The 15,753-nt window shown below is 43.4% G+C and carries 10 protein-coding genes; all 10 read right to left on the bottom strand.

What is annotated here, in order from left to right:
• Nucleotides 1-196 precede the first annotated feature (196 nt).
• The 10 genes from QUB35_RS19810 to QUB35_RS19765 all read right to left on the bottom strand — a co-directional run bounded on the left by QUB35_RS19810 (nt 197) and on the right by QUB35_RS19765 (nt 15,552).
• The gene (locus QUB35_RS19810; protein ID WP_333105759.1) at nt 197-658 is read right to left on the bottom strand and encodes a VOC family protein; all 462 of its coding nucleotides are present in this window, start codon (nt 656-658) and stop codon (nt 197-199) included.
• A 633-nt stretch (nt 659-1,291) separates the two neighbouring features.
• A complete protein-coding gene (locus tag QUB35_RS19805; protein WP_333143478.1) occupies nt 1,292-1,777 on the bottom strand; it encodes a glutathione peroxidase in 486 nt (161 codons plus the stop codon).
• A 290-nt stretch (nt 1,778-2,067) separates the two neighbouring features.
• Nucleotides 2,068-2,961 carry a DUF2382 domain-containing protein gene (locus QUB35_RS19800; protein ID WP_333143477.1) on the bottom strand — a complete coding sequence of 298 codons (894 nt, stop codon included), beginning with the start codon at nt 2,959-2,961 and terminating at the stop codon, nt 2,068-2,070.
• 220 nt (nt 2,962-3,181) lie between these two features.
• Nucleotides 3,182-4,042, bottom strand: a complete 861-nt coding sequence (locus tag QUB35_RS19795) for a DUF2382 domain-containing protein (protein ID WP_333143476.1) — start codon at nt 4,040-4,042, stop codon at nt 3,182-3,184.
• A 607-nt stretch (nt 4,043-4,649) separates the two neighbouring features.
• Nucleotides 4,650-5,165: a DUF1499 domain-containing protein gene (locus QUB35_RS19790; RefSeq protein ID WP_333143475.1), complete on the bottom strand. Its 516-nt coding sequence runs from the start codon at nt 5,163-5,165 to the stop codon at nt 4,650-4,652.
• Between the two features lie 68 nt (nt 5,166-5,233).
• A complete protein-coding gene (locus tag QUB35_RS19785) occupies nt 5,234-6,889 on the bottom strand; it encodes an adenylate/guanylate cyclase domain-containing protein (protein WP_333143474.1) in 1,656 nt (551 codons plus the stop codon).
• Nucleotides 6,864-9,422: a response regulator gene (locus QUB35_RS19780; RefSeq protein WP_333143473.1), complete on the bottom strand. Its 2,559-nt coding sequence runs from the start codon at nt 9,420-9,422 to the stop codon at nt 6,864-6,866. The genes QUB35_RS19785 and QUB35_RS19780 overlap by 26 nt, the downstream gene beginning before the upstream one ends.
• Nucleotides 9,423-9,430: 8 nt before the next feature.
• Nucleotides 9,431-9,823 carry a response regulator gene (locus tag QUB35_RS19775; protein ID WP_333143472.1) on the bottom strand — a complete coding sequence of 131 codons (393 nt, stop codon included), beginning with the start codon at nt 9,821-9,823 and terminating at the stop codon, nt 9,431-9,433.
• Nucleotides 9,824-10,175: 352 nt separating this feature from the next.
• Complete coding sequence (locus tag QUB35_RS19770) at nt 10,176-11,600, bottom strand: response regulator (RefSeq protein ID WP_333143471.1); 1,425 nt, start codon at nt 11,598-11,600, stop codon at nt 10,176-10,178.
• A gap of 7 nt (nt 11,601-11,607) precedes the next feature.
• Nucleotides 11,608-15,552 (bottom strand): PAS domain S-box protein, encoded by a 3,945-nt coding sequence (locus tag QUB35_RS19765; protein WP_333143470.1) that lies wholly within the window; start codon nt 15,550-15,552, stop codon nt 11,608-11,610.
• Nucleotides 15,553-15,753 lie beyond the last annotated feature (201 nt).

Below are 15,753 nucleotides of genomic sequence, written 5' to 3'. Positions count from 1 at the left end.
GTGTAATTCTTGTAGGGGCAAAACCCACGCCCGGTTGCCCCGCCTTGACTGGGGTAGGCACGGGGAGTAGGGGTAGCACTACCCCTACATATTTTTACAAATGATTTAGGATTGCTATAGGATGTTTACGGAACACCGCGCTCAAAAGAGTAAATGTAGGGTGCACACGGACTACGGAGAACCCGATAGCGAGTGTTTAAACGGCATCACAACGGATTTCGATGATAAATCCATCGGGATCGTAAAAGTAAATGCCGCGTCCTGTAGCGCGAGTGACGGGGCCGCTATCGATCGCAATTTGATTTGACTTTAGCACTTCCAGAGCGCGATCGAACAAATCCGGCTCGATATCGAAGGCTAAGTGGTTGGCGCGGGTAAAAGCTTTCTCCGGGTCTGGGTTTGGCGGTTCCAAGTCGGGCTGCCAAAATAAGTCAATAACAGTGCCGTCTGGGGTAACGAAATTAGCGACTTTACCAGCGGCTACCATTTCTGTTAAAGTTGCGGGAATTTCTGCACCTGTTAGTTCGTGCAGGCCGAGAATTGTACCGTAGAAGTGGCGGGAAGCTGTCATATCGCGCACGTTTAAAGCGATATGATGAACGCGGCGCAAATTCCCCGGCGCGAGGGCAATTTTGACGTTGTTTTCGGTAGTTTGCATGATTGTCAATTGCGAATGTTAAAATTGAAAGCAGTTTGATTTATTCAGATGGTGTCCTGTAAAATAAGCATTTTAAGTTGGTAGTCAGGACTTCATCGGGGCCCCGAAACCGGGTTTTTTACCTTGGGTGCGGTCTACAACGTCTCTTTTCGTAAAAAAACCCGGTTTCTCAACAATTGTGAGGATCGCGAATTAAATAACTTACAATTTTAATTGTTATTGTGGGATGGGCGTCTCGCCCGTCCAAAAAGGACGGGCGGGACGCCCATCCCACAAACTTGTGGAAGTTATTTAATTCCATTCCTGAGTAAGTCCTACTATTGTTATTTTTCTTTAGGAAACGATGCCATGCCTACAAATAGCATGGCCAGACCACCTGCCAGAATTGCGAAGGCAAGTAAACCTACCACTAAATCTAATCCCGATGTATTTTCCATTAAATTAAACCGTTCTCCAATTAAATACAATCATCGGTATTCGTTCAGGGTTGAGTGCTTGCAAACAATGGGGAAGAGCAGAAAAAAAATAGCTTTCAACTTATTAGAAAAAAAGCCTATTAATTTCTTCCCTCTTCCCTAAACATCCATCCGTTAAATCCGTTAAATCCTGTACACTGCTTAGTTGCCGAACTTTTTATTTAGCCAATTCTCGATCGATAGCAGCGATTAGTTCTGGTGAATCGGGGCCAACACTGCTGCGGAATCTGGCAACCACTTCACCCTGTTTGCTAACTAAGAATTTCTCAAAATTCCACGCAACCTCACCCTTGGGATCGACTGCACTCGTAAGCTTAGCGTATAGCGGGTGCTGCTGAGTGCCTTTAGCGCGTACTTTGTCAAATAATTCAAAGGTGACGCCGTATTTGGTAGTACAGAAATTGACGATTTCTGGATTACTTCCGGGTTCTTGACCTCCGAAGTCGTTGCAGGGAAATCCTAAAACACGGAGTCCAGCCGCGCTGTACTTCTTGCTTAATTCTTCGAGTCCTTTGTATTGAGGTGTATAGCCACATTTGGAAGCTACATTAACTATCAAGAGTACCTGGCCAGCGTACTCTCCTAGCTGCTTGTCTTCGCCTGCGATCGTTTTTACTTTAATGTCGGAGATTGTGCTGGGCATTTTCAAATACTTTTAAATTTGACCACCACAATTTTACCGCAAGTCGGTACAATTTTGTCTAGAGGTCGATCGCTAAAAATTTAAATATCCCGGTCGGGGCGGGTTTACGCATCTCCGGCTTATATTATAGATATTGGTGAACCCGCCCCTACCAAAATTACGGTTAATTTACCGAACACGATCTTAGTAGATGGCGGTGAACTTTCTCCCCAGCACGAGTCGCCACAGTCCCCTGTTAGATTTAAGTTTCTCGCTAATAGCTAAAATCTACACGGAAAAGGACGAATATTTTAACTCTCTGAGTGGTGTTCCGTCATCCATTTTTGGTAAGTATCCTCAAGTTGCTTGTCTTCCAGAACGAGTTCTAGGCGGACTTTGACGCAACCGTGACGGGGTTGAGAGGCGATCGAATTTAAGATTTTGCTAGCTTTCTGCACAGAGGTAAATTCCGCCTTAACTGTCGGTTCTTGGCGATCGGTCTTAATCTCGGTCAAATCTATACCGGTGATGTTTCCCTGGCCTAAATCTATTTCTGCCAACACCTTCGGATCGTCGCCGACTTGTTCGACAATCAGCTTTTCCCACTGGATGGGTACTTGTACCATCCGAGTTTCAATTTCTTTACGCACTATGACTTCGCCGACTTTGCGCTTGCTGCGATTGATCACCAATCGTTCTTCTAGCAGGCGAATTACTTCTTGATCGACAATATCGAAGTTTTCCTCATCCTGATCTGTCTCCAAATCTGCATTTGTGAGATCGGCATCTGTTAGATTTGACATAACTTTTGAGGGATTTGTTGACTCACTGTTGCTAAATTCACTATCCGGTTCAGAGGCATTTTCTAAATACGGATGCCCGCCATTTGCCGAAACTACCGGGAGCAGATCGACTTGCTCCGAATTAATAGTTACAAACAGCGCTTTTTGGTGATAATCGACTTTTTTGAGCAGCTTAACACTTAATAAAAAAATGCGGGGATTGTCGCTACCTAGCCCGGCAACCACAAAGTTTAACTGACCGTTAGCATCAAAATAGACATCTTTAACTTTGCCTACTAAGTGACCTTGGTTGTCTTTGACGGTAAAACTTTTTAGCTTAGTTCTGACCTTTTCAGGCACCCGGTTGAGACGGGTTATTGATTTGGCAGTTGCTATCTTTTCTGCTGATGCTTGACCGTTCATTTTTTAAACTTTCCTGCTTAGGGATTTTTATTATGAATTGGTAAGGGGAAATTGGTAAAGGCGGGGAAAGTGCATAAACCTTGCCAAAACTAGACAAGTTTTGTACCCCCCCGCCCCTCACATAGGAATTGCGCGATCGCTACCAATTCAATCAAACCTGCGCGGTGACAGAATTATGTCATTAAGGCGCAATTCCTATGCAATACCTGTTGCGGTTGGTTTATATCTTTGGATTTTTATTATCTACAACCGCAGTTCCATCAGTCTTAACGTCTAATTCTTCACGACGCAAGGTTTCTTCGCCCTCAACCGTGCTGCGAACAACTTCTTTTCTGACGTTGACTTCTTCCCGGACGAAAGCTTCCTTGTGAATGTCGGCCGTTTCTTCGTAGACTTCCATGCGTGCAACTTCCCCTGATTGGAAGTCAGCCTCACCGACTGAAACTACTCGACCCGCTTCTACCGGGGTTACTCGATCGATTACAACTCGTTCTTTTTCAATGGGTACTGAAGCTCGCGCTGTTTCAGTTTCCACGCGCTTGCCAACTGCTACTTCGCCTGTTTTTGCGCGGTGTTTGTTGGCAATCAAGCGTTCTTCATAAAGCTTGAGATTTTGGTGCTGCTGTTCGTTGGTTTCGTAGAGGGGGCGGTCGATATCGTAGCTGTAGCTGCCGCGATCGTAGCTAGCAGGAGTGGCAGTGCTTGCAGCGGCAGTTCCTTGATTGCGGTAGACGCCTCTTACCTGTTCTTCGCGATCGTAATCTACTGCTTCTAAATCATTGTAAGCCGGCAATTGTTCTGCTTGAGCTTTGCTGCGAAGGCCTGTTGCGTAGACCCGATGGGCTCCGTAGTCGAAGCGAGCCGAACCGATTGGCAACAATACTTTTTTGCCAAAAATCCAAATACCGGTGTCAATTACCAGATAGCGGAAACGGCCAGTGTCATCAACCAAAGCGTCATAAACGGTGCCTACTTTTTCATCAGAGTCGCCAGCGTAAACATCAAATCCCTTGATGTCGTCTCCCGCAAAGATTTCTTCCTGATAATTCGGATAAAATTCTGCTAATTTTTGAAGGGCCATGTGTTTTTTCCTCTTTGCTCTACTTAAATTAATAGTAGAAATTAATTCGCTAACTTCCCTCTCCCTAAAGTCAGAAGTGTATAATTTAGGTGGTTTAATACTATAGGAATACTACGGCATCTCTTTTTCTGTGCTAGCGCGCTCAGCTATTTTAAATATTGTAAAACCCTACAATCGTCAATCTTATAACAAGTATTAAAACTCAAAGCCAACCGTAGGGACACAGCAATGCCGTGTCCTACTCCCCCTGCTGCATACTCCTTTTCTTTTGCGGTGTGCCTACTGTTAATAATTGTTAAGTAGGTGGTTAAAAATCAACATTACATAGTAAGACCCAAATATCAAAGCCCCTCATCTTGCAGGAGAGGGCAGAGCTGTTTTATTCTCAGGGAAATCATCGTTTTGTAGGGGTAGCGCCCCCGTGCCTACCCCCTCCACGGATGAAGGGAAATCATCGTTTTGTAGGGGTAGCGCCCCCGTGCCTACCCCCTCCACGGATGAGGGAATCCGTGTTTCAAATATCGGGGCAACCACGGGGGGTTTGCCCCTACGGATAATCAAACCGCCCTGCAGGAGAGGGGCTTGCGGAAAGCTAGAAATTTTCAGTTCAGAGTTGATTGAATTGAGTTCTGATAGCTTCTATCCGTTTGCGGTTAACTCCCAAATCCGACTCTCCCAGACGCGAAGCCGATCGCACATGGATCACTTTCGCCCCATCATCTACCAAAAATTCAACGTCATCAACAAACCCCATCAAAGCACTGGTGAACTCCGCATAGAGGTAATTATCAGTTGCCGTGATTATTTTAGTTTTTCCATAGGAGTCGATCGCGCCTTTGAGCTTTACCATCGCTTCACTCTGGGACGAAGTGTATGCCAAAGGCTCAATTTTGTGTTCGGCATCTTGACTGAAGCTGCTGACGCAGTTGGGGGAACTCGGGCACGCTGCGAGTTTTCCTGACACAATGCCGATATTGGCAGGTCTTTTTCCAGCAAACATGGTTTTTTCTCCTGGTATAGCGATAAAAGTAGCGATCGACAGTACCGCTACTGCTAGCAGTGATATTAAAATAACCAGGACTCTTTTCAATGCTGTCGGCGATTTTGTTTCAACTGTTTGCAAAGGATTAGCCCTCCAGAAAGTGCAAATTAAATCTAATTTTAATATTAATTGAAATTGACCTCGAAAAATCACAAAGATTTACTTTTTTCTTCAATTAACCAGTAAGTCAGCATTCTTCCTTTACCTTTAATGGGGATATAGCCTCGTTCTTCCAAAACAAACTGCTCTTTCAAACGCTCGTAAGTGGGCGCCGTCACTTGAATTTTACCAGGCAATCCATTCGACTCCATGCGTGAAGCAACATTAACAGTATCCCCCCACAAATCATAGCTAAATTTGCTAATACCAATAATTCCCGCCACCACCGAACCGCTGTGAATTCCGATCCGCAATTGAAAACTTTCTCCCATTTTGGCATTAAACCTCCTCAAAGCTGCCTGCATCTCCAAAGCTAAAAGTGCGATCGCCTCCGAGTGATCCTCCTGCGGCGTCGGCAAACCCCCAACCACCATGTAAGCATCCCCAATAGTCTTAATCTTTTCCAACCCGTGCAACTCAGACAACCTATCAAACTCCGAGAAAATCCCGTTCAAAATTTCCACTAACTGCGTCGGAGTTTTGTGAGCCGAAAACTCTGTAAAACCCACCAAATCAGCAAACAATACGCTCACATCATCAAAATGATCTGCTATCAACTTTCGCTCTTTTTGCAAGCGATCTGCAATAGGTTTCGGTAAAATATTCAGCAGCAATTTCTCTGTTTGTCCTTGCTGCACTTTCAGCGCAGCTTCAGCTTGTTTTCGCTGAATCAACGAACCAAGCTGCGTAGCAACGGCGCTCACTAATTCCAACAAGCGCGGCTGACATTTCAGGACTTTTTCGCGATAAAAAATCAAAATAGCTAACACTTGATTGTCCGCCACAATTGGCACCCCAAAAGCCGCTTTCAATCCCACATTCCGCGCAATTTCCGCTCGTAAAAAAACTTGTTCCGGTGCAGTAGAAACATCCTCGATCCATTCAGACTGCTGCGACTGCCAAATCCTACCAGGGAGTCCCACACCGGGAGCAAAAGTCAACTGCCAACTTGTTTGTCGGAATTGGGCAAAACTCAAGTCACTGACGTACCTGCCTGTAGCGCAATTTAAAAAGCCCTCACTGCAAGGAATCCAAGCTTCGCCCAGATTCCATTCAATAGTTTGGCAAATTAAACCTAAAATCACATCTATAGCCGACTCAAAATCCTCAGATTTGCTAATAGCTTGAGTCGCCTGCAGCAGCAATCTCGTTTCCATTTCAACCTGGCGGCGTTCTGCGATTTCCTGGTGTAACTGGACATTTTGAGCGGTCAATTTTTGATTTTTTTCTTGCAATTGGATTTGCAATGAACGCACAGTAAGTTGATTGCTCACTCGCGCCAATACTTCTTTCACCTGAAAAGGCTTTGTGATATAATCTGCTCCGCCCACTTCAAAAGCTTTTGCTTTATTTATTCCTTCTTCTAGGGCGCTGAGAAAAATGATGGGGATTTCCCTAAATTGCGATGCTTTTAATTTTTTACATAGTTCGTAGCCGTCAATATCCGGCATCATAATATCGAGTAAAATTAAATCGGGTGCGCTAGATTGAATAGCATCTAACGCCGCAAAACCATTAGTAACAGGTCGAACTTTATAGCCAGTTTTTTGCAAAATTCTAATCAACAAACGCAGATTATCTGGCGTATCGTCAACTACTAAAATATCGGCTTGATAGTTTTCAGTTTGTTCCGCCTTCATCTGCATGATCTGATTCCTCCGCCTCGGCAATTAAATTGAGAATTTTCTGGTAATCAAAATTATCGAGATGACCCTGGAGAATTTCCGCCAATTCAGGATGAGGCTCCCTTATTTCGTCGATTGTCCTGACAATTAAGTCAAAATCAGCACTGCGGATTACCTGCTTCATGTTGTCTATCCATTCTGCAGGAAGTCTAGGTAAATAAGCAAGCGCAGCATTAGGGAGCGAGTCCGATAAATTATTTCGATCGCCTATTGAGATCAAGTCCGTTGAGTTAGAGTAGACATACTTCACCCCCAAATGTTTGGTGAGGGTATCAAATATATCTGTTTTGCGGAAAGGTTTGCTAATAAAATCGTCGCAGCCGACCAATAAAGCAAACGCTTGCCTTCCTTCAATTGTACTAGCTGTCAAAGCAATAATCTTTGGAATCGGGGAGTCGGGATGGGAAATATTCATTTCGCCCTTTCCTTGCTGCTCTTGCTCTCTCTGCTTGATTCTGGCCTTAATTTGTTTAGTAGCTTCGTAGCCGTCCATCACTGGCATTCGCACATCCATCAAAATTAAGTGCGGATGCCAATTTTCCCACATTTCTATGGCTTCCTGGCCGTTGGTGGCTTGTTCAACCCCGAAACCTAAAGGAGAAAGCATTTTGACTAAAAGTTGGCGGTTGTCTTCGCGATCGTCCACAATTAAAATCCGGTAGCACGGTTGATTGGGTTCCAACCCAGTAACTTCGCGCTTAAGTTGCGGATCAGGAATATCGGCAGCATAAACCGCACCGACAGGAATTTCAAATTTAAAAGTCGTGCCGAGTTCCAGTTGACTTTCTACGACAATTTCTCCTCCCATCAGGCGGACAAATTGACGGCTGAGCTTCAATCCTAAACCCGTGCCTTTCTGAATTTTTTGACCGGAAGCGGTTTGCACAAAAGCCTTAAAAATATCGCCCAATTCTTCGGGAGCAATGCCAACTCCTGTATCTTCAATTTCAAAGAGAAGGAAAAAATCCGGCACTGTTGAATCATCAGCCTCATCGCTCCATTCAACCTGTACAAACTCACTGCTAGTTCTCGAAAAATCCCGAATAGTTCTTGTGGTATCAAAGCAAGCTGTGGGACTCTCCAATAAATCCAGAAATCCCGATCTTTCTAACTTTATAACTCTTAAGATGATGTCGCCTGTTTGCGTAAACTTAATCGCATTACTCAGAAGATTAATCAGCACTTGGCGCAGTTTAATATCATCGGTACGCACGTACTGAGGAACGTCAGCATCGCGCTGGAAATGCAACTGCAATTCTTCATTATGTACCCGCAGTTGAAACATATCTTGCAAATCGTCAAGCAAGCGGTAGAGGTCGAAATTTTTCGGGTTGAGTGTCATCCGCCCCGCTTCGATTTTTGACAAATCTAAGACTTCATTGATCAAGGTGAGCAAGTGTTCGCCACTACGGCGAATAATTCTCATATTTTCTCGGTTTTCGACAGTAAGATCCGGGCTGGGTTCCATGATTTGTGCAAAGCCGAGTATAGAATTGAGAGGGGTGCGTAACTCGTGGCTCATATTGGCAATAAACGTGCTTTTAGCTTTGTTTGCTGCTTCAGCAGCTAAGGCGGCTTGTTGCAGTTGTTCTGTGCGTTCGTCAATTTGGGCTTCTAAGGTGTGGTGGTAATCTGCTAGTATTTTTTCGGCTTGTTTGCGATCGCTAATATCTTGAAAAGCTGCGATCGCATAAACAATATTTCCGCTAGCGTCAAAAATCGGCGTGGTATTGATCTCGATCGCAATTCTTTTGCCATCTTGACGGATTTCTACATCGTCAACCTTAACAGATTCTCCTTTGAGAGCCCGCAAAATTGGCAGATTATCCGGCGGGTAAAGCTCATCAGTATTGGCAACATAAAGTTGATAAGTGGCAGCTAATTGTTCCGCAGTGCTTTCCGGGATAGTGTCTGCACCCAGCAAATCCCGCGCTGCCTGGTTGAAATAGGCGATCGAGCCATCGGGATGATAAACAGATACCCCCACTGGCAAAGCTTCTAAAAATTGACTCAGGCGGCTTTCACTCGCCGACAGGGCCTCATTTACTAGCTTTAACTCCTCGTTTACTTCTTGGCGCTTATGAATTTCATCTGTTAACTTTTGATCTTGCAAATAACTGTGAACTGCTTCTACAACCGTTAATTTCAAGTCTTCATTTTGCCAAGGTTTAGGAATATAACGGTACAATTTCGCATACTTAATAGCATTACTAAGGGCTTCCAAATCTGCTTGCCCAGTTAGCATAATAGTCAGCGTCTCCGGCGAGCTTTCGTGAATTCTTCTGAGCAGTTCATCCCCTTTAATATCCGGCATGATATAATCGGAAAGCACCAAAGCAATCTCGTATTCATCTGCCTGCAAATCTGCCAGCAACTCTAAAGCATCAGCCCCCCCTTCAGCGGTTTCAATTATACACCGATCGCCGATCGCCTTTTTCAGTTCAATCTTTAAACTGTTCAAAACGTCAGGTTCATCATCAATACAAACAATCACAGGTTTTTTCATAACTTAGCCAGCCCAGATTTTATAGTCTCTATTAAGTCTTTGCTTTGCCAGGGTTTGTACAAACAACAGTATAAATCTGCTTCTTCTACTGCCCGCTGAACTGCCGCTGCATCCGCTTGACCCGTCAACATCACCTTAATAATTTTAGGATATTTTTGGTGAACTTTAATTAAAAGTTCGTCACCTTTAATTCCCGGCATCAGCCAATCAGAAACAACCACAATCACCTGAGCTTCTTCTTGAAACTCCTCAAGTAGATCTAAAGCTTCATCACCACTTTCAGCTAATTCATAAAAGTAATCATTCTTAAATTCATTTTTTAGCTGGATCTTGAGAGTATTCAAGATATCTGGTTCATCATCAACGCAAAGAATTATAGGCTTATTCATCTTTTGCTCTCTGCTTAAATTTTAGTAGGTTTACCGACATGACTTGCTTTTACGTTATAGATTTCGGGCAAAGATGCAGGATATCTGTCCCCTATCTTATTTTAATAGGACTTCCGAAGATAAACCCGGTTTCTCCTAATAAATCTTGTATTTGTCAACGAGACAGCAACGAGTGTCAATCGATTTTAGATTTTAGATTTTAGATTAAAGAATTGAAGCATTGACCCCACGGATAAATTCGGGCGTTTGTTTATCGGATACAGGTTTTTTATTTCTGGACGGATGAATCCGGGGGCTTGCATCCTGGATGCTTTCCGTCAGAGGGAATCAGCCTCCTGCAGGTAAGTTTTGTTTAATAAATTGGCAGCGAGACTGTAAAAGTTGTCTGCCCCGGTACAGAATCTACAGCAATTGTGCCTTCGTGTTTTTCCACAATTTTTCTCACAATATCCAATCCCAAACCGCTACCTTCGCCCGCCGATTTAGTCGTAAAAAATGGCTGAAAAATTTTGGGAATAACTTCTGAGGGAATACCTTTACCGTTATCAGTAAACTTGAGTAAAATATTTGCTTCTTGCTGCCGAGTTTCAATCGTCAAAATACCTTTATAATCCATTGCTTGCAGGGCATTATGAACGAGATTCGTCCAAACTTGATTTAAGTCATCGGGATAGCACATAATTTGGGGTAAATCTCCATAATTTTTAACTACTTCTATACCGTGTTTCAGTTGATTTTGATAAAGAGTTAACACCGTTTCAATGCCATCGTGCAAGTTCGCCTGGACTTTTTCTGGTTGGCTATCAAAATGAGCGTAAGTTTTTAATGCAAATACAACTTTCCCAGACTTCGCTGTCGCTCTTTGGATCAGGCTAATACTTTTTTTAAAGCTCGCAAACTGGTAGGCACTATTTAAAACTACTTCGCAATCCGGCGATTTAAAAAGCGGCAAGAACTCTTTGATGTTTTCGTAGATTTCCATGTCAACTAAAGTATCCGCAATTTCATCAGATTTTTCAACCGATTCTGCCATCAAATCCCCCCTCAACTGCTGCTTAAATTTCCGCTTCTCTCTGCTTGTGAATAAAACTTCTTGATGGGTGGCTCTGTACAGTAAAGCTAAAAAATAAGCTTTGCTTTCCTCAGAAAGTTCTTGATAAATTTGAAGAAATTTTTCTAAAAACTCGTCGGAAAAATTAGATATATTATTAACAGAAGAACCTATAATGCCCAGGGGGGTATTGATTTCGTGGGCAATGCCGGCAATCAGTTGTCCCAGGGCTGCCATTTTTTCCGATTGGATCAAATGCTCTTGGGTGGCTTGCAGTTGGTGGATGGCCGTTGCTAAATCTTGATTTTTTTCTTGCAAAGTTTGTTGCAGTGAACAAATTTTTAAATGAGTTTCTATCCGGGCTAAAACTTCTTCAACCTGAAACGGTTTAGTAATAAAGTCAACTCCGCCAACTCCAAAAGCTTTAACTTTATCCAGCACGTCATTGATCGCACTAATAAAAATAACAGGAATGTCTTTTGTAATTTCAGAAGCTTTGAGTTGCTGGCAAACTTGATAGCCGTCCATTTCCGGCATCATAATATCCAGCAGCACTAGATCCGGGGGTATTTTTTGAGCCGCAGACAATGCTAGCTTGCCATTGGGTACCGGGCGAACTTGATAGCCTTTTTCGCTCAAAATTCCTGCCAGCAGCCGCAGGTTTTCTGGCGTATCGTCCACTACTAAAATATTAGCTCGATTGGTTTTAGGGGAAGTTGAAGTCATCGGGTATTTACTGTTTGTCGCTGAGTTCGATTATGTTCAAAATTCTGTCATATTCAAAATTATTAATGCAATCTTGAAGCTTGCCCGCAAGAGAGGGATTGACAGTGCCGATTTGTGCGATCGAAGTGGCGATCGCCTCCATGTCCACACTCAAAATACTTTGCTTGAATAGGGCCATCCAGTCTGGAGAAAGAGAAGCGAAAGCCTGCGGTGTCAGCACCTCCTGACTTGACTCCTCTACACCTCCGGCACTTACTGCGGTTGGATCTTCATAAATATAGCGTACTCCTAAATGTTTTCCCATTGCCACAAAGATATCCTCCTCGCGGAACGGTTTCCGCATAAAATCATCGCAACCCGCCGAAAGAATCACCGCCCGTTCTTCCTCCAAAACGCTAGCAGTTAGGGCCACAATCGCCGTTGCTTGCCCGCCAGTTGTAGTTTTAATCTGTTTCGTTGCCTCATAGCCGTCCATCACAGGCATTCTCATGTCCATCCAAATCAGATGCGGTTCCCACTCCATAAAAATATCAACCGCTTCTTTACCGTTATTCGCTTCTCTCAACTCAAATCCGAGTGGACTGAGAAGTTTTACCAACAGTTGGCGGTTCAAAGGTTTGTCGTCCACAATTAGCAAGCGATAACTCGGCTGATTCGGTTCGAGGGCAACAACTCGGCGTTGAGTTTTTTTGCTTTCAATATCACTAGCTTCAACCAGATGAACTTGAATGTCAAACTGAAATACTGCACCCTTTCCGATCTCGCTGCTAACAGTAATTTCACCTCCCATTAATTGCACGAACTGGCGGCTAATAGCTAAACCTAAACCCGTTCCTTCCTGAGAATCTTTACCTGTTTTCGTCTGCACGAATGCTTCAAACAACTGATGGATTTCCTCAGCAGCAATGCCTGCACCAGTATCTTGAACTTCAAAATGCAGCCAGTAGCGGCCCGGCAATTGGTCAGTGCTGTTTTTATGTATATTCCGTTTTCCTCCTTTGACTTGCATCGACACTCCCCCTTCTGAAGTAAATTTAATTGCATTATTGAGCAAATTAATTAAAACTTGGCGCAATTTAACTTCATCAGTACAAATGTAATGGGGAACTTCTGCGTCTCTGTCGAAGATTAATTGCAAACCTTTTTGCTCAGCTTTGAGAGCAAACATATCTTCTAAATCGTCTATGACTTGGTACAAATCGAAGCTTTTTTCATTAATCGTCGTGCGTCCTGCTTCGATTTTTGACAAGTCTAAAACTTGGTTAATTAAAGCCAGTAAATGTTCCCCACTCCGCAGGATAATTGCAACATCTTCTTGATTTTCCTGAGACAACGTTTTACTGCGGATCATGACTTGAGCAAAGCCGATGACCGCGTTCAGGGGCGATCGTAATTCGTGGCTCATATTGGCGAGAAAGGTACTCTTCGCTTTGTTTGCCGCTTCGGCCGCTTCTTTCGCCTGCTGCAGTTTGATTTCCGCTTGTTTGTTATCAGTAATATCTTTAATAAAACCTTCGTAGTAAAGTAGATTTCCTGCTTCATCGCAGGCAGCGCGACAATTTTCCGAAATCCAGATTATACTGCCATCTTTGCGGGAAATTTCCGATTCAAAGTTTGATAGTATCCCGTACTCGTTCATCAGCGCTGCAAATTCTTCGCGACGGTTGGGTTTCACGTAAAGCTGGTTATGGAAATTCGGCTGTGCTGCTATTAATTCTGCAGGCGAGTCGTAACCGTAGATGTTAGCTAAAGCGGGGTTAGCGCTGATATATTTCCCGTCAATAGCAGTTTGAAAAATTCCATTCAAAGCATTTTCATAAATGTTGCGGTACTTTTCTTCTGCTTCCCGGAGGGCAGTTTCTGCTTTTTGGCGCTCGGTAATATCGCTAGAAATCGACAAGAAACAAGCTTCTCCGTCAATATCGATGGTTTCTATCGACAGCAGTGCCGTTCTTTCTGTACCACTTTTATTGCGAAACCTCAGCTCATAGTTGTGAAGAGCCGTCTTATTCTTTAACATTTGAATCATGCGATCGCGCTCTCCCAAACTCGCCCAGAAATTGAGTTCAACCGCTGTTTTTCCAATAATTTCTTCGTGACTGTAACCCATCATTCGACAAAAGCTCTCATTGGCTTCTATGTGGCGACCATCGCTAATTCTAGTCAGGGTAATCGCATTAGGACTTAAACGAAAAGCTTTAGAAAACTTTTCTTTTGCCTTGGCAAGATCGGCGGTACGTTCTGCAACTTGCACTGCTAAATTGTCGTTGTATTCCTTTAATACTTTCTCCGCTAGTTTGCGTTCTGTAATATCTTGAAAAGCGCACATCGCGTAGATAATATTTCCTTGAGCGTCATAAATAGGAGTTCCCCAAACTTGCAGGGGAACAGTTTTGTCAGTCGAGGAGATTTCAATATCATCAACAGTTACACTTTTACCCTGCAAAGCATTTAAAATTGGGTCGCGTTCCGCCGGATAAATTTCCTGAGTACCCGCTAAATAAACTCGGTAGGATTGACGTAAACTTTCGGAATTTGTTGGTACAATTCCTTGAGATAAAAGTTGCTCTCCGGTAGGATTAATGTAGTAAGGTTGACCGTTGGGATCTGCAATAAAAATCCCTAGCGGTACTGCATTGAAAAATTGTTTTACTCGGTTTTCGCTTTCCGAGAGAGAAGTAAATGAATGCTGCAATTGCTCGGCCATGCTGTTAAAAGCAGTGGCAAGTTCTCCGAGTTCATCTTCGCGATTCAGAGTGAGTTTTGTATCCCATTCATTCCGGGCCAAAGCTTTCGCCGCCGCATTTAATCTTAAAATCGGCTGAACAACCCATTTAGCAGTAAGAATCCCCAGGATTGTCGCCCCCATCAATGCTGCAAGCGACAGTAAAAAAGTCGTGCGCGTGTTGAGGTTAATTTGCTCCATAAAGTCAGACTCTGGTACAACTACTACAATCAGCCAATCCAACCCTCGATCGTCTTTAAAAGGAGCTACCTGAATAAAATTTCGCTGGCCATCAACATCAAAAGTAAGTTGTTGAGAATTATTAATTTTAGCTAAGCTATCGTAGGATTTCTCTAAATGTTGTGCAGTTTGGCGAATTACCGGATTCTCGCTTTCTGAAGCTTTAATACGTCTGGTTTCTTTACCTTCCACCACGAATTCTGGACTCGAGGTTGAAGTAGCAATTAACATCCCCGATCGCTCCATCACAAAAGTTTGCCCCGACTTGCCAATTTTGAGGCTGACGAGAAATTCTTTGATTCGGGAAAAGAGCAAATCGCTACCAGCTACTCCTAACAATTTGCCAGCGTCGTCGTAGATAGGCAAAGCAGCAGTAATTGCCAGTTCCCTCGTCAAAAAATCCGTATAAATTGGAGTCCAAATAGGTTTTTTGCTCGCAGCGGCAGCTATGTACCAAGGGCGAGTTCGCGGGTCGTAAATATTGGGTGAAATTTGCACTAATTGAACGCGGTTTCCCTGAGAGTCCGCAGTATATCGAGCTAACTTATTGCCAGTAGAGCTGTCAGCAGCCGATATCAAAATCCCATTTTTAGTGCGGATTGCTCCAGAGTGTTCTCCATTTTCTTTGCCTGTGTAAATGATGCTGATAGAATCAAAATATTGAATTTGTTCGAGAAAATGATGTTCGAGTTTTTGCTTTTCTTCTAGGTTCAACTGCCCCAATTTTATGCCTTGAACGTTCAGGTGATTGACAATGTGGGGAATTGACATATAATTTTCCATGCGGTCTTTGATGCGATCGCTAATTTCTTCTCGCAACTGAGCGGCAACATCGTTGACTGCCCGCTGACCGTTTTGGAAAGATAGCCAACCTACAACTCCAACCGTACCGACAATTTGCACTAAAAAAGGAACCACGAGCACCGTTTGTAATGGAACTTTGCCGATAATTTTTGTAACCAAACGATTGAGGGGTTTAGGAAACATATTCGTCCTAAAAGTAATTTAAATTGGTAGTTGAAATTAGTAGATTTTATAATCTTAGAGGGAGAGACCAGCGAGTCATATCAAATCCGGTTAATCATATCACTTCCGGTTGCACTCATACATGATTGTTGACTGTTGACTGTTGACTGTTGACTGTTGACTGTTGACTGTTGACTGTTGACTGTTGACTGTTGACTGTTG

The organism is Microcoleus sp. B13-B6 (assembly GCF_036705405.1).
Lineage (GTDB): Bacteria > Cyanobacteriota > Cyanobacteriia > Cyanobacteriales > Microcoleaceae > Microcoleus.
The sequence above is the reverse complement of the archived record's forward strand: the minus strand, read 5'-3'. Positions and strand labels throughout refer to the sequence as shown.